Genomic DNA, 13,856 nt, shown 5'->3' with positions numbered 1-13,856 from the left:
AATATCGCATCGTTTTTTGCAATTCGTAATAAAATAATCAATATTTTTGCCAATAAATTATTATTTCACAATTATATGCATGCATAGTAAATTTTGTGAGTGTACTAATTTATTTATCATTAAATTAGCCTGAATTTTTGGAAAAACAACCCGATGAAAATAAAAATAACTGGAATAGGAAGTTATATTCCTGAGAAAAAAGTAAGCAATACTGACTTTAGTGAACATGTTTTTTTGAATGAAGACGGAACAGCTTTTGGATACCCTAATGAAGTAGTCATTAATAAATTTAAAGGAATTACCGGTATAGAACACAGACGTTATGCCGAAGACCAATACACTTCTTCTGATTTAGCTTTTTTTGCTTCTCAAAAAGCAATAGAAAATGCAGGAATTGATCCGGAAACGATTGACTATATCATCTTTGCTCATAATTTTGGTGATGTAAAATCTGGAACAACTCAATCCGATATGATTCCGAGTTTAGCCACACGTGTTAAAAATAAATTACAAATTAAAAACCCAAAATGCGTTGCTTACGATATCCTTTTTGGATGCCCAGGCTGGATTGAAGGCGTACTTCAAGCCAATGCATTTATAAAATCCGGCATGGCAAAACGCTGTTTGGTAATTGGTGCTGAAACCCTTTCCAGAGTAGTTGATGCGCATGACAGAGACTCCATGATTTATTCTGATGGCGCCGGTGCTTCTATCATTGAAGCTTCTGATAATGAAACCGGAATGTTAGCTTACGAAAGTGCTACTTACGCAAATGATGAAGCTAATTACTTGTTCTTTGGCAAATCATACAACCCAGATTTAGATCCAGACATTCGTTACATAAAAATGTACGGACGTAAAATCTACGAATTTGCATTAAGCCAAGTTCCTGCTGCAATGAAAAGTTGTTTGGACAAAAGTGGATTAGGTATTGATGACGTAAAAAAAATCCTTATCCATCAAGCCAATGAAAAAATGGATGAAGCTATAATTCAACGTTTTTACAAATTATACGACAGACCCGTTCCAAAAGATATCATGCCCATGAGCATTCATGAACTAGGAAATAGCAGTGTAGCCACCGTTCCTACTCTTTTCGACTTGTTAATTCGCGGAGAAATAGAAAACCAATCCATACAAAAAGGCGATGTTCTAATCTTTGCATCCGTAGGAGCAGGAATGAACATCAACGCATTTGTTTACAGATATTAAAATTGTGAGGAACACAACAATCAGGAGCTAATCCGGCTGTACACTACAATTCCTCACTACAAAACTTGTTTTTCTAAGGTGCAAGAAAGCTTCATTCTGTCGCTTTTTGCACCTTGAAAAACTACATTTTGAAGCTCCGGGATTTTCATTCCCATCCGGGCTAAAAAACAATGCCCAAAAACACATTTATTACTATATTTGTGCCTTCGTGCCCTAGCGGCAAAATCAAAAAAACATGTACGAAAAAACGTTTCCCAATAAAAGATTCAAACATACTTTAGAATTTCTAAAAAAACACGTCTCAACTTCAGAAACCATATTAGATTTAGGCGTAGAAAATCCTTTTTCTAAAATCATGAAATCCGAAGGATTTGCAGTTACAAATACAACAGGAGAAGACTTAGACAAAGACCAATCCGTATTTTCAACAGAAAAAAAAGATGTGGTAACCGCTTTCGAAATCTTTGAACATTTACTAAACCCTTACACGATTTTAAGCGAAATAAAATCAGATAAACTTTTTATATCTATCCCAATGCGCTTGTGGTTTTCACCAGCTTATCGAAGCAAAACCGATATGTGGGACAGACATTACCATGAATTTGAAGATTGGCAATTGGACTGGCTTTTGGAAAAAACAGGTTGGAAAATAATCGACCGCGAAAAATGGACCAATCCCGTAAAGAAATTTGGTCTTCGTCCCTTATTGAGAAAGTTCACCAATAGATATTATATCGTTTACGCTGAAAGGGCTAAGATTTAAGATTGTTGATTAACGAATGTCGATTTATGATTGTGATAATGGATGTAAAAATCTGAAATCAAGAATCGTTAATCTTCATTCAAAAATATTTTAAATGAATTATTATATTGTTATTCCGGCTCATAACGAAGAAGCTTTCATCGCTTTAACTTTAGATTCTTTGATTTCTCAAACTGTTTTACCAAAAAAAGTAGTGATTGTCAATGATAATTCTACTGATAAAACAGCTGAAATCGTAACCGCTTACGCCAAAGAAAATCCGTTTATCTCTTTAGTAAACAAAACTTCCAGCGCAATACATTTACCGGGAAGTAAAGTTATTCAGGCTTTTCATAAAGGATTCGAAACATTGGACGAAGAGTATGATGTTATCGTAAAACTGGATGCTGATTTAATTCTACCCAACAATTATTTCGAGACTATTTTAAATATTTTCGAAAAAGATGCAACAATAGGAATGGCTGGCGGATTTGCCTACATTGAAAAAAATGGCGAATGGATTCTGGAAAATCTAACCGATAAAGATCATATTCGTGGTGCGTTTAAAGCCTATAGAAAAGCATGTTTCCAACAAATAGGAAATTTAAAACCAGCTATGGGTTGGGATACTGTTGATGAATTATTGTCAAAATTTTACGGATGGAAAGTAGTTACTGATTCCTCATTAATCGTAAAACACCTAAAACCAACTGGAGCTAATTATAACAAAACAGCCCGTTACAAACAAGGAGAAGCGTTTTATACTTTAGGCTACGGATTTTTAATCACTTCGATAGCTTCTGCTAAACTGGCGATGATGAAAAAGAAACCATTACTTTTTTTAGATTACATCAAAGGTTTTTGGAAAGCAAAAGCAGCTAAAACACCATTATTGGTAACCGCAGAACAAGCTAAATTTATTCGCAAGTATCGTTTGAAGAAAATGAAAGAAAAAATTTTCTAACGAAAACTACGAACGCATAACTTATAACTCATAACTATTTTTGTAATTTAGCCCATATTCACAAAACTATGATGCTCATTCGATATATAACGCAGATAGGAAGATACTTCTTAATGCTAAAAGAAATTTTCAATAAACAGACAAAATGGTCTGTGATGAGAAATCTAATTTTTAAGGAAATAGATGATTTAATTATTGGTTCCCTTGGTATTGTAGCATTCATTTCTTTCTTTGTTGGAGGTGTTGTTGCCATACAAACTGCATTGAACTTGACCAATCCATTAATTCCAAAATACCTTATTGGTTTTGCCACAAGACAATCTGTAATATTAGAATTTGCACCTACTTTTATCTCAGTGATTATGGCTGGAAAAATGGGTTCTTTTATCACATCAAGTATTGGAACCATGAGAGTAACCGAACAAATTGACGCTCTAGAAGTGATGGGAGTTAACTCCTTAAACTATTTGGTTTTCCCAAAAATAATAGCTTTACTACTTTATCCTTTCGTTATTGGAATCAGTATGTTTCTGGGTGTTTTGGGTGGCTGGATGGCTGGTGTTTATGGCGGATTTACTTCAAGTGACGAGTTTATAAATGGGGCTCAATTGGATTTTATTCCATTCCACATCGTTTATGCTTTCCTTAAAACATTGATTTTTGCCATGTTATTAGCAACTATCCCTTCTTTTCACGGGTATTATATGAAAGGTGGCGCACTCGAAGTAGGACGCGCAAGTACCGTATCCTTTGTTTGGACCTCAGTTACCATAATTACTTTTAATTACATATTAACTCAATTGTTACTTGGCTCATGATAGAAGTAAAAAACATAGAAAAATCATTTGGCGGTATCAAAATCCTTAAAGGCGTTTCCACGATTTTTGAAACAGGAAAAACGAATTTAATTATTGGACAAAGTGGCTCTGGTAAAACCGTCTTGCTTAAAAGTCTTCTAGGAATTCACACTCCTGAATCTGGAACAATTTCATTTGACGGGAGAATTTATTCTGAATTAAATCCAGATGAGAAACGTGATTTACGAACTGAAATAGGAATGGTATTTCAAGGAAGTGCCTTGTTTGATTCTATGACAGTTGCAGAGAACGTAGGTTTTCCGTTGAAAATGTTCACCAAAGATAATAATTCAAAAATTCAGGAGCGCGTAGACTTTGTATTAAAAAGGGTCAACTTAACAGACGCCCATAAAAAACTACCTTCGGAAATTTCGGGAGGAATGCAAAAAAGAGTTGCGATTGCACGCGCGATTGTAAACAATCCAAAATACCTGTTTTGTGATGAACCAAACTCTGGTTTAGATCCAAATACGGCTATTTTGATTGATAATCTTATCAAAGAAATCACCGAAGAATACAATATCACAACGGTTATAAATACGCACGATATGAACTCTGTGATGGAAATAGGAGAGAAAATTCTATTCTTAAAAGATGGTTTAAAAGCTTGGGAAGGAACCAAAGAAGAAATTTTCAGAACCGATAACGAAGCTGTCGTTGCCTTTGTTTATTCTTCTAATTTATTCAAAAAAGTACGAGAAGCATATTTGAAAGAGTAAATCTAGCTTGATTTCAACAATTCTACCTCAGCATTAGGATTGAATAAATAAGTCTTTCCGGAACTCATTTCCAAGCATTCAAAACGCTTGGTTCTTATGGCTATTTTCTTGAAAATCTTTCCGTTTTGGATTCGGAAAACACTTCCATAAGGAATTTCAAACACATAATTTTTATCATTTTGCTGATCAAATTGTTTCAGTGCCAAAGCCAAAGTAGCATCCGTATCGCTACTGGCTGTCGGGTTTTTGAAATGCCTCGCCAATAAAGGCAATAAGTGATTCGGGAAAATTTCTGGTCGTATATAAGGAATCATCAAGCGTTGAAAAGAATATTTCCACTCGTTACCATGAGGTTTTATATTTCTACCAAATTTTTCGAAAGCCACCAAATGCGAGATTTCATGAATCAACGTAATCAAAAACTTGTATTTATTCAGATTTGAATTTACCGTGATTTCATGCTTTCCATTTAACCCTTTTCGATAATCCCCATGACGCGTCTGACGCTCGTTTACAATCTTAAGATGCACTTGATTGGCAACAATAAGTTCGAAAACGGGTTTTACCGCATGCTCTGGAATGTATCTGGCTAAAGTTTCGCTCAAAACAATTTGGGAATTATGAGTTATGGATTTGTAGAAGAAACTTGCAACACTTTGCCGTTGAAATATTTATTTCCGGTCAAGGTGAAATCATAAATATAATTTGCCATTTCACCCGCTGTTATTGGAGCTTGATAGCCTGGAAAAGCTTCTGCCAGCATTTCTGTTTGCACAGAACCCAAAGCTAAAACATTGAAAGAAATTCCACGCTCTTTGTATTCTTCTGCTAGTAATTCTGATAGCGTAATAACAGCTCCTTTACTTGAACTATAGGCTGCCAATCCGGCAAATTTTAAACTTCCCTGAATCCCACCCATAGAACTTATAGTCACTACGTGGCTTCCTTTTTGTAAATAAGGCAGGCAAATTCGAGTCAAATTAGCAACTCCAAAAACATTGACTTTATAGATATTTTCAAAATCATCTTGAGTTGTTTCTGAAAAAGGTTTTAGCAATAAACTTCCTGCGTTATGAATGACTGCGTCTATTTGTTTCCAAGATTTGGATAAAAAATCGTTTACTTTCACTAATTCAGACTCAGTAGCTAAATCAACCGAAAGACAAGTAATATTTTCGTTGCCCAATAAAGCTTGAGGAATTTTTCTGGAAATGGCTAATACTTGGTGTCCAGCATTGGCAAATTGCAATGCCAACTCAAATCCTATTCCCCTACTTGTTCCTGTGATGATAATATTTTTCATAGAGCAAAAATAAACAAAAACGATAAAAAACTAATGCTTTACGCAAAGGATTCTTGCTGTAATAAAAATTAAAGATTCCTATAATTTTACTTATTTTTGACAAACCAAATTAACATCTGAATTTTCATAAAATGACAGAAAGCATACAATTCGAAACTGCAAAAATAAGTGATATTGATGGCGTATTGGCATTACAGGAATTGTATCTTGTAGCTAATCTATCCGAAGAAGAAAAAGCTTCCGGGTTTGTTACCACGCCATTTACCATTGAACAACTAACCGAAGTCATCAATGAAAACAACTTATTTATTGCCAAAGACAATAACAAAATCATTGCTTACATTTTTGCAGGAAGTTGGGATTTTTTCAAACAATGGCCCATTTTCAAGTATATGAGTTCCTTGTTTAAGGAGCTGACCTTTTTGGATTTTGAAATCACCACAAACAATAGTTTTCAATATGGCCCCATTTGCATTCACAAAGAATATCGCGGCAAGGGATTGATAACGCCGCTGTTTGAATTCATGAGAACACACATGCTTCATAAATACCCATTGGCCTTAACTTTCATCAACAAAATCAACATTCCGTCTACGAAAGCGCATACCGAAAAACTAAAATGGACTATTATTGGAGATTTTCAATTCAACAATAACGAGTACTTTATTTTGGCGTATGATATGAGTCAGGCAGTTTCTTAAACTATTTAATCATTATGATTTCTTGTGTCGGAGTGTTTACCATTTGCGTTACAGCAGGCAATAATTCCTGAATAAAGGAAGTCATGTGCGGAATATCCATTGCTTTGAAATCATCTGAAACATGATGGTAAAAATCAAAATTTTCAAAATCAAATGTACTCACAGATTGGCAAGGCACTTTGAAAACATCATAAAAAGAGAAGTTATCTGACCTGTAGAATAATTTATATTCGGCTTCTTTTGGAAGAAAACCAATCGTATTTTTCCCAGTATATTCATTGATTTTTCCTGCCATATTAGATTTATCAAAACCTGTAATATAAGCTAGATAATCTCTTTTCATTGGTACACCAATCATTTCAATATTGAACTGAGCATACAATTTAAAATCCTGTGCTTTCAGTTTTTTGGCTAAATGTTTAGACCCTAGCAACCCTTTTTCTTCTCCTGCAAAAAACACAAAAAGAATGCTTCGTTTATTATTTTTGGCAATACTGAAGTATTTTGCCATTTCAGCAACTGCAGTTGTTCCTGATGCATCATCATTGGCTCCATTATTTATAAAATCACCATTTATGCCTTTTTTATCCAAGCCTATATGATCGTAATGAGCACTTAAAATTATAAATTGATTTTTAAGAACCGGGTCGCTTCCTTCAATAAAACCTACAATATTGAAAGCCGGTTCTTTAAAAGTAGACAAGGTATCGCGATACGATTTAAAATACGGTTTCACATTGTTATTTTTGAAGAACTGCTCCAAATAATCAGCGGCTTTTACCATTCCTGCTTTTCCGGTTTCCCTTCCTTCCAATTCATCCGAAGCTAAATATTTTAATGTCTCGGCAACGTCATTTTCTGTTACTTTATATTCAGCCTCAACAATTTTTAATTGCGCATCACTCGCGGTTTGAGCAATTACTGACGAAGCTGACAAACAACCAAAGAAAATAAAAGAAAGAGACAGGAATGCTTTTTTCATAATATTGAGATTTATTTTTTTATAATGTGACTTTATTTCCATAATATTTCTTGTAGACTTTTACCATTTGAACAATAGCTAAAACTACAAAAAATGACGGAATCACCACTGGCATTACATATTTAGAAAAGCCAGTTGTGTTTTGAGACAAGGTATTTAATATCAAGACCAAAGTCATCATTCCAAAAAATGTACCTATTAAAGTCCCTGAAACATAATATAATTTTAGCTTATTTACAATGGAGATATAATTCCCATTCATTAAATAAAGGTTCCAACCGGTCCAAAATGGCAATTGAAGAAAATTGATACAGTTCAAAAATACACCAATCAGGAAAGGAGAATACATTGCATATTTCTCTAGAATACCTGGCTCTTCCATTGATTGATTGAAATTAGCATAAAAAGAATACCCTAAAATCAACAGAAAGAAAATGGCAAAAAAATCAATAATCTTCATTAATTTTTTATTGTTGACCAATTGTTTTGCGAAAATTAAAGTGAAATAAATCACAAACATCTCCACAAAAATCACTCCCAATAAAAAGAGAATCAAACTGTTCATTCCCAGCTTTGAATAGATTTCAAAACCTACTACATTCAAATATCCCAAGGGTATCGAACCGATAAAGCTCACTAAAAAACCAACAAAAATGTTTTTTAATGCCTTCATAATTTTAGAAATTTACAATTTTATTGCTTTGTTCCAGATGCATTCTGTATTCTTTCATCCCGTCTTTATGCAGTAAATACGGAGCGCCATTTTTATGGTTTGCCACGCTTATTTCATACATATAGGTAATGTGACGGGCGAGTTCTTTCCATGCAAAAAGCAAAGAATGCTTTGGATCATAAATGTGTGTGGGCTCACTTGCAGCGCCATTAAGCTCCACGACAGAAAAGTTCAATCCTTGTTCTAATTCTTCAATTGTATTGTACATCACATCCAATCTACCAAAGTAGAAACCCGGAATTTGCAGACACATTTCGTTTATTGTTTCCGTCAATTTTGGTGTTATCCAATGACTTCCATCAATGAATTTTGCACCTCGTGCATGATTCCCATAAGGTACCAAATTCAATTTTTCACCTTTTGGTAGAATATCGAGTAGTTTTTTTCCGTATTCCTGTTTCAAAACCTTTAATTGCAGTTCGTATCGAGAATTTTCTTTGATTAATTCTTCTACGGTAGAGAATCCGTTTCCGGTAATAATTAGAAATTCTTTGGAAACTATTCCGGTAATTCTGCCGGCTTTTTCATGAGGATAACGCACATAAAAAATCCCAACTTCGTTCTCGTATGGAATTAAATCCTGCACTACGTAATCGAAATTTGCTTTTTCAGCATATTCTTTTAAATCATCAATGGTATTAATTTTTTTGACCCCAGATCCTCGCAGTCCAATATCTGGCTTAGCAATCAAAGGATATTTTATTTTTGCTTCTTCAATAGTATTAACAATTTTTTCAAGAGCAATTCCTTCTTTTATTAATTCCGTTTTTGGGTAATATTGTTGTGGAATCAAATTGTAGATTTCTTTTTTGGATTCCATCATAAAACCTCCATTTTTTATGGTTGGATTAGAAGCATTAAAGAAAAAAATAGATTTTGCCTTGATAGAATAATAGGACCAAAGAAAATAAATTGGAATGTAAACAATCTGGAAAGGCCAATATTCCCAATGTGTAATTTTATGAAAAAATAGTTTCAAATTAAGTTCTTTAAACGGTGATAAATGAGGTCGAAAAATCCTGTTGTGCAATCAAATCGTAATGCAATATAGCTACTTTATTTTTTTCAATAACCGATTGTGTGATGCTCAACGTTTTCATCTCTTCATTTCTATTGATGACTAAACCGTTTTCATCATTTCCTTCTTCGGTATAGCGATGAAAATAGTGCATTTTTGATTCCGAAATTTGAAAATTGTCATGCATAAAAGTATGAAACCAATTGGCTCGTTTTTCACGAATCGCTGATGGATACAAAGTCGATGAAGACCAAATGTGATTTTGATGAATGTCCAAAGATGTCGTTTCTTTCTCTTTTCCGTTCCAGCGCAATTGAAAAAGAGCATTGTTTTGAAATAAAACTAATGTAAAAGGCTCTATGTTTTCCAAATCAATTTCTGTCCAGAAATCCTTTGGAGAAATACTGCTGATCATCTCTAAAACTATCAAACCACGGCTTTTTCGATATGGAAGTTGTACTTCATGTTTTTCGTCGGCGCCATTTAACAGCACCAAAATTGTTCCGTCTGCATTAGCCACAAACCAAGTTCCTCCTGCTTTTGGATCTTTTGGGAAAATAAGATTTTTCCCGTTTACGGTATAACTTCTTGGAGGTATTGCACTCGGTCTTACTGTTTTTTCATCCCGATTTGAAGTAATGATAATTTTATCATTCGTTGCTACAAAACTTACTGTGCACATTGATTTCTATATTCTATTGTAGAACGGGCAACTCCAAAATTAGCGTCAATTATAACTGTTTCACATTGTAAAATAGCAACTTTAATAAGCGCCTGATGATGAATGCAATGTTCTAAATTATACAGTAATTCTCTGAAATAGTTGCTTTCAATTCGAATTTCCTCTCCATCAATAATTTGCAGCAACTCGATGTTTTTATTTTTTTTATCTAAATTTTGTTGAATCAACACAATATTTTCAATAGCAAAAGCAGTATCCGTTTGAATACGGGTATTTCGTTCTCTTTTATCATAATTCACAATGCCTAAATCATATTGATTTTCTAAGCATTGAAACATTTCAATAATATGCCTTGTATGCTCCCCAATAGTTGCATTACTTAATTCCGTACAAGAATTTGAATATTCTTTTTGAGACAATTGATTCAGCAAATCAATTAGTTCGTTTAAACTATTATTAATAGAAGGTATTAGCATATTTAAGTTTTAATTCAACAAATTCATCACTTTAGTCCTATCCTTAAAAACTAAAGTAACACAACAAAGAAAGGTAATTAGTGCCAAAATAAAAAGTGTACCACCATCATTTTTCACTTCAATCCCAAGCACGAACAGATGAGCAAAAATCGCACCAACCATAACGCCGCAACCCATTATAGCACCAAATAACGAAGTTCTTGGTATTAAAATCAAAATTACCGTAATCAACTCGGCTATTCCAGTGCCAATTCTTCCATACGGTTCTATTCCCAGAGCAGAAAAAATATAAACTGATTCTTCACTCGCTGTAAATTTGAAGTACAAAGTTTGCACTAAAATCACCGCCACGGCGAGTCGCATTATCCAGAAAAATACACCTGATTTCATAATTCCTGTTTTTTTACTTAATCCTTTTACTCCAATTCGCATCCGCTTTCATCATCAATCCGGTTTCCTCTTTATTCCAGCTTTTCAATGTATTATTAAAGAAAGCATTGTAAAACAAATACAACTTTCCATTACTAATCTTGAAAGTCTCTGGATTTATAGACACTTTTTCATTGGAATCGCCCATTGCATAGGCACACCAACCTCCGTATTGAGGTTCAAATTTTGAAGGATTTTTCAAAAAATATTCTTTATTTACCGGCATCGAAAAATAATAAACCACACCTTCATACGATGCTGTTATTTCTTTTTTCCCCTTTACTGCTTTTCCTTGTTTAAAATAAGCCACTGGATCATATCCTTGAATAGCCACATTTTTTTCAAGATTAAAAAGAGTCACTCGTTTGTTGTCCTTTTGCGAAAAGCCAGAAAAAGTACACAATACGGTTAGAATAAATAGTAGCTTTTTCATGATTATTTATTTAAAGATTTTGCAACGGCAATCAACAAATCATTTGAAATTCTGTTTTTGAAATTAGGTGTGATGTATTCAAACTCAATTTCACCATTTACATTTAAAATAAACACCGTAGGAACAGGTAAAAAAGAACTATTCACACCTTCGGAACCTTTAGTTATCGTAGTCTTATAATTTTCTGGAGCTTGAAAAGCAATTCCAACAGCTTTAGACAATTCACCTGTACTGTCCGATAATAATAAATAATTTAATTTTTCTTTGTCATCCGTTACCTTCAAGCTTTTTGGAGCATCAGGACTTATCGCGATAATTTGATATCCTAAATCCAGTAATTGTTTTTCGGCTTCTCCCAATGCCGCTAAATGTGCATTACAATACGGGCACCAACCACCACGATAAAATACTAAAACGGTCCTTTTCTTACTGATTAATTCTGTTAAATTAACATTTGTATTTTCTACTGATTTTAAATTGAAATTAGGAATTTTTTCTCCAATAAGTAGTGGAGCAATTTCCGTAGCCAATTTTGGCAAATCATTTTGAGCCTGAACGGATAATCCAATTACAAATAAAGCCAGACAAATTATTTTTTTCATAGTGTTACTTTTTGATGTTGTAAAACTACTGTGCAATTTCGAATAGATTTGTCGGCTAGATTACAGTTCCACTAAAATAATTATAATTTACGGATATCCGTTATAATGATTTCTTTCCTACTATAAATGATGGTACCATTCGTTTCCATTTCATTAAGCAATTGAGTTGCTGTTTGCCTTGAAGTACAAATAATTTGCGCAATATCATTTTGGGTCAGATAATTTTCAATTACCACTTTATCTTCTATTTTTTTACCTTCTTTTTCAGCCCAATCTTTTAGAAACTGAAACAATCTGGTTTTTGCGTCTTTAGAAATCAAATTAGAATAACTGTTCTTAATCCGTTTCATTTTTAGCCCTACGAACTTTGTGTAGGACAAAGCCAGACTTGGATTTCGCAACAATAAATCTTCAAAATCCGACATTAGAAAACTACAAATAGCCACATCATCCGAAAGTACTTTTGCATATTCATTGGACTGGCTGTCAGCTTCCAAAGTCAGTTCTCCAAATAAATCACCTTTTTGAATAATATCTTTAATTGTTTCGTTTCCGTCTTCATCAACTGCCACAATCTTTATGTTTCCCTTTTTCAGCAGAAAAATTCTTGGTAAATCTGACGAAGAAAAATATATAATTTCGCCTTTCTGAGCTTTTTTAAAACCAGTAATAATACACAATTGTCTAATTTGTCCAAAACTCAATGTTCGAAACAATTTGTGATCGCGCAAATACCAATATTTTAAATCCTCATACATAAAAAAATTCTTTCAGTAAATGTATTAAAAAAACGATTTAAAAAACAAAACCCTTTCCAGCCGAAATTGGAAAGGGTTTTGATGAACTATTTTACATCCTTTAAGAAACTAATCCTCTTGAAATTACAATTCGTTGTATTTCAGAAGTTCCTTCATAAATTTGAGTAATTTTAGAGTCACGCATCATACGTTCCACATGATATTCAGCAACATAACCGTTTCCTCCATGAATTTGAACCGCTTCATTTGCTACTTCTAAAGCTATTTCTGACGCGTATAACTTTGCCATAGCACCAGAATGTGCGATATCTTTACCTTCATCTTTTTCACAAGCCGCTTTCATTACCAATAATTTTGCAGCAGTTACTTTTACATACATATCAGCCAGTTTGAAAGCAATAGCCTGATGATTGAAAATTTCTTTTCCAAATGCTTTTCTCTCGTGAGAATATTTTAAAGCAATTTCGTACGCTCCAGTTGCAATTCCTAACGCTTGAGATGCAATCCCTATTCTTCCGCCATTTAAGACATTCATTGCAAAAGCAAATCCAAATCCGTCAACACCAATTCTATTTTCTTTAGGAACTTTTACATCCGAAAACATTAATGAATGCGTATCACTTCCGCGAATTCCCATTTTCTTTTCTTTCGGTCCAATATCAAATCCAGCCCAACCTTTTTCAACAATAAAAGCATTGATTCCTTTGTGTCCTTTTTCAATATCCGTTTGAGCAATAACTAAATATGTTGATGCAGTTGACCCGTTAGTAATCCAGTTTTTAGTACCATTTAATAAGTAATAATCTCCTTTATCTATCGCAGTCGTTTTTTGCGAAGTCGCATCACTTCCAGCTTCAGGCTCTGATAAACAAAAAGCTCCAATAACTTCCCCTTTTGCAAGCGGAACCAAATATTTCATTTTTTGCTCTTCGTTGCAATATTTTTCAAGACCAGCGCAAACTAAAGAATTATTAACTGACATGATTACAGCTGCTGAAGCATCCACTTTTGCGATTTCTGTCATTGCCAAAACATACGAAATACTGTCTAAACCAGACCCACCGTATTTAGGATCGACCATCATTCCCATAAAACCTAAATCGGCCATCATTTTCACTTGCTCAGTAGGAAATTTTGAATGTTCATCACGTTCAATAACACCAGGTAATAATTCTGCTACAGCAAAATCTTTAGCGGCTTGTTGAATCATTAAATGCTCTTCGGTTAGATTAAAATCCATATTTT

At 33.8% G+C, this 13,856-nt stretch carries 18 protein-coding genes; 6 read left to right on the top strand and 12 right to left on the bottom strand.

The window, feature by feature from the left end; all coding sequences use genetic code 11:
- Positions 1-153 precede the first annotated feature (153 nt).
- From C8C87_RS02025 to C8C87_RS02005, 5 genes are all read left to right on the top strand, one after another.
- Positions 154-1,212 carry a 3-oxoacyl-ACP synthase III family protein gene (locus tag C8C87_RS02025; protein WP_121340936.1) on the top strand — a complete coding sequence of 353 codons (1,059 nt, stop codon included), beginning with the start codon at positions 154-156 and terminating at the stop codon, positions 1,210-1,212.
- Positions 1,213-1,447: 235 nt separating this feature from the next.
- Entirely contained in the window at positions 1,448-1,975 is a 528-nt protein-coding gene (locus tag C8C87_RS02020) for a methyltransferase (protein WP_099713469.1), read from the top strand.
- 94 nt (positions 1,976-2,069) lie between these two features.
- On the top strand, positions 2,070-2,918 hold the full coding sequence (locus tag C8C87_RS02015; protein WP_121340935.1) for a glycosyltransferase family A protein: 849 nt from the start codon (positions 2,070-2,072) through the stop codon (positions 2,916-2,918).
- Positions 2,919-2,986: 68 nt separating this feature from the next.
- Positions 2,987-3,736 (top strand): ABC transporter permease, encoded by a 750-nt coding sequence (locus C8C87_RS02010; RefSeq protein ID WP_099713471.1) that lies wholly within the window; start codon positions 2,987-2,989, stop codon positions 3,734-3,736.
- Complete coding sequence (locus tag C8C87_RS02005) at positions 3,733-4,494, top strand: ABC transporter ATP-binding protein (RefSeq protein ID WP_099713472.1); 762 nt, start codon at positions 3,733-3,735, stop codon at positions 4,492-4,494. The genes C8C87_RS02010 and C8C87_RS02005 overlap by 4 nt, the downstream gene beginning before the upstream one ends.
- A gap of 2 nt (positions 4,495-4,496) precedes the next feature.
- On the opposite strand, the gene C8C87_RS02000 is transcribed toward C8C87_RS02005, so the two are convergent.
- Entirely contained in the window at positions 4,497-5,099 is a 603-nt protein-coding gene (locus tag C8C87_RS02000; RefSeq protein WP_113636767.1) for a SprT-like domain-containing protein, read from the bottom strand.
- A gap of 20 nt (positions 5,100-5,119) precedes the next feature.
- A complete protein-coding gene (locus tag C8C87_RS01995; protein ID WP_121340934.1) occupies positions 5,120-5,797 on the bottom strand; it encodes an SDR family oxidoreductase in 678 nt (225 codons plus the stop codon).
- A gap of 131 nt (positions 5,798-5,928) precedes the next feature.
- On the opposite strand from C8C87_RS01995, the gene C8C87_RS01990 reads away from it, so the two are divergent.
- On the top strand, positions 5,929-6,498 hold the full coding sequence (locus C8C87_RS01990) for a GNAT family acetyltransferase (RefSeq protein ID WP_121340933.1): 570 nt from the start codon (positions 5,929-5,931) through the stop codon (positions 6,496-6,498).
- Position 6,499: 1 nt separating this feature from the next.
- On the opposite strand, the gene C8C87_RS01985 is transcribed toward C8C87_RS01990, so the two are convergent.
- From C8C87_RS01985 to C8C87_RS01940, 10 genes are all read right to left on the bottom strand, one after another.
- Complete coding sequence (locus C8C87_RS01985) at positions 6,500-7,480, bottom strand: M28 family peptidase (RefSeq protein WP_121343264.1); 981 nt, start codon at positions 7,478-7,480, stop codon at positions 6,500-6,502.
- A gap of 19 nt (positions 7,481-7,499) precedes the next feature.
- On the bottom strand, positions 7,500-8,153 hold the full coding sequence (locus C8C87_RS01980) for a hypothetical protein (RefSeq protein ID WP_121340932.1): 654 nt from the start codon (positions 8,151-8,153) through the stop codon (positions 7,500-7,502).
- Between the two features lie 4 nt (positions 8,154-8,157).
- Positions 8,158-9,192, bottom strand: a complete 1,035-nt coding sequence (locus tag C8C87_RS01975; protein WP_121340931.1) for a D-alanine--D-alanine ligase — start codon at positions 9,190-9,192, stop codon at positions 8,158-8,160.
- A 10-nt stretch (positions 9,193-9,202) separates the two neighbouring features.
- Positions 9,203-9,913: an NRDE family protein gene (locus C8C87_RS01970; protein WP_121340930.1), complete on the bottom strand. Its 711-nt coding sequence runs from the start codon at positions 9,911-9,913 to the stop codon at positions 9,203-9,205.
- Complete coding sequence (locus tag C8C87_RS01965) at positions 9,901-10,389, bottom strand: DinB family protein (protein ID WP_113636783.1); 489 nt, start codon at positions 10,387-10,389, stop codon at positions 9,901-9,903. Before C8C87_RS01965 ends, C8C87_RS01970 begins: the two co-directional genes overlap by 13 nt.
- A gap of 9 nt (positions 10,390-10,398) precedes the next feature.
- The gene (locus C8C87_RS01960; protein ID WP_121343263.1) at positions 10,399-10,779 is read right to left on the bottom strand and encodes a DoxX family protein; all 381 of its coding nucleotides are present in this window, start codon (positions 10,777-10,779) and stop codon (positions 10,399-10,401) included.
- A gap of 13 nt (positions 10,780-10,792) precedes the next feature.
- Positions 10,793-11,251: a YHS domain-containing (seleno)protein gene (locus C8C87_RS01955; RefSeq protein ID WP_121340929.1), complete on the bottom strand. Its 459-nt coding sequence runs from the start codon at positions 11,249-11,251 to the stop codon at positions 10,793-10,795.
- 2 nt (positions 11,252-11,253) lie between these two features.
- On the bottom strand, positions 11,254-11,853 hold the full coding sequence (locus C8C87_RS01950) for a peroxiredoxin-like family protein (protein WP_121340928.1): 600 nt from the start codon (positions 11,851-11,853) through the stop codon (positions 11,254-11,256).
- An 80-nt stretch (positions 11,854-11,933) separates the two neighbouring features.
- Positions 11,934-12,584, bottom strand: a complete 651-nt coding sequence (locus tag C8C87_RS01945) for a Crp/Fnr family transcriptional regulator (protein ID WP_233549989.1) — start codon at positions 12,582-12,584, stop codon at positions 11,934-11,936.
- Positions 12,585-12,711: 127 nt separating this feature from the next.
- Positions 12,712-13,851: an acyl-CoA dehydrogenase family protein gene (locus C8C87_RS01940; protein ID WP_121340926.1), complete on the bottom strand. Its 1,140-nt coding sequence runs from the start codon at positions 13,849-13,851 to the stop codon at positions 12,712-12,714.
- Positions 13,852-13,856: the final 5 nt, after the last annotated feature.

Source organism: Flavobacterium sp. 120, assembly GCF_003633605.1.
In the GTDB taxonomy this organism is placed as follows: Bacteria; Bacteroidota; Bacteroidia; order Flavobacteriales; family Flavobacteriaceae; genus Flavobacterium; species Flavobacterium algoritolerans.
This window is presented reverse-complemented; position numbering and strand designations above follow the sequence as displayed.

Bases quoted from the DNA above. Each gene is read 5' to 3' on its own strand.
- C8C87_RS02025 (WP_121340936.1), top strand. From the start codon at position 154: ATGAAAATAAAAATAACTGGAATAGGAAGTTATATTCCTGAGAAAAAA.
- C8C87_RS02020 (WP_099713469.1), top strand. From the start codon at position 1,448: ATGTACGAAAAAACGTTTCCCAATAAAAGATTCAAACATACTTTAGAA.
- C8C87_RS02015 (WP_121340935.1), top strand. From the start codon at position 2,070: ATGAATTATTATATTGTTATTCCGGCTCATAACGAAGAAGCTTTCATC.
- C8C87_RS02010 (WP_099713471.1), top strand. From the start codon at position 2,987: ATGATGCTCATTCGATATATAACGCAGATAGGAAGATACTTCTTAATG.
- C8C87_RS02005 (WP_099713472.1), top strand. From the start codon at position 3,733: ATGATAGAAGTAAAAAACATAGAAAAATCATTTGGCGGTATCAAAATC.
- C8C87_RS01995 (WP_121340934.1), bottom strand. From the start codon at position 5,797: ATGAAAAATATTATCATCACAGGAACAAGTAGGGGAATAGGATTTGAG.
- C8C87_RS01990 (WP_121340933.1), top strand. From the start codon at position 5,929: ATGACAGAAAGCATACAATTCGAAACTGCAAAAATAAGTGATATTGAT.
- C8C87_RS01985 (WP_121343264.1), bottom strand. From the start codon at position 7,480: ATGAAAAAAGCATTCCTGTCTCTTTCTTTTATTTTCTTTGGTTGTTTG.
- C8C87_RS01980 (WP_121340932.1), bottom strand. From the start codon at position 8,153: ATGAAGGCATTAAAAAACATTTTTGTTGGTTTTTTAGTGAGCTTTATC.
- C8C87_RS01970 (WP_121340930.1), bottom strand. From the start codon at position 9,913: ATGTGCACAGTAAGTTTTGTAGCAACGAATGATAAAATTATCATTACT.
- C8C87_RS01965 (WP_113636783.1), bottom strand. From the start codon at position 10,389: ATGCTAATACCTTCTATTAATAATAGTTTAAACGAACTAATTGATTTG.
- C8C87_RS01960 (WP_121343263.1), bottom strand. From the start codon at position 10,779: ATGAAATCAGGTGTATTTTTCTGGATAATGCGACTCGCCGTGGCGGTG.
- C8C87_RS01955 (WP_121340929.1), bottom strand. From the start codon at position 11,251: ATGAAAAAGCTACTATTTATTCTAACCGTATTGTGTACTTTTTCTGGC.
- C8C87_RS01950 (WP_121340928.1), bottom strand. From the start codon at position 11,853: ATGAAAAAAATAATTTGTCTGGCTTTATTTGTAATTGGATTATCCGTT.
- C8C87_RS01940 (WP_121340926.1), bottom strand. From the start codon at position 13,851: ATGGATTTTAATCTAACCGAAGAGCATTTAATGATTCAACAAGCCGCT.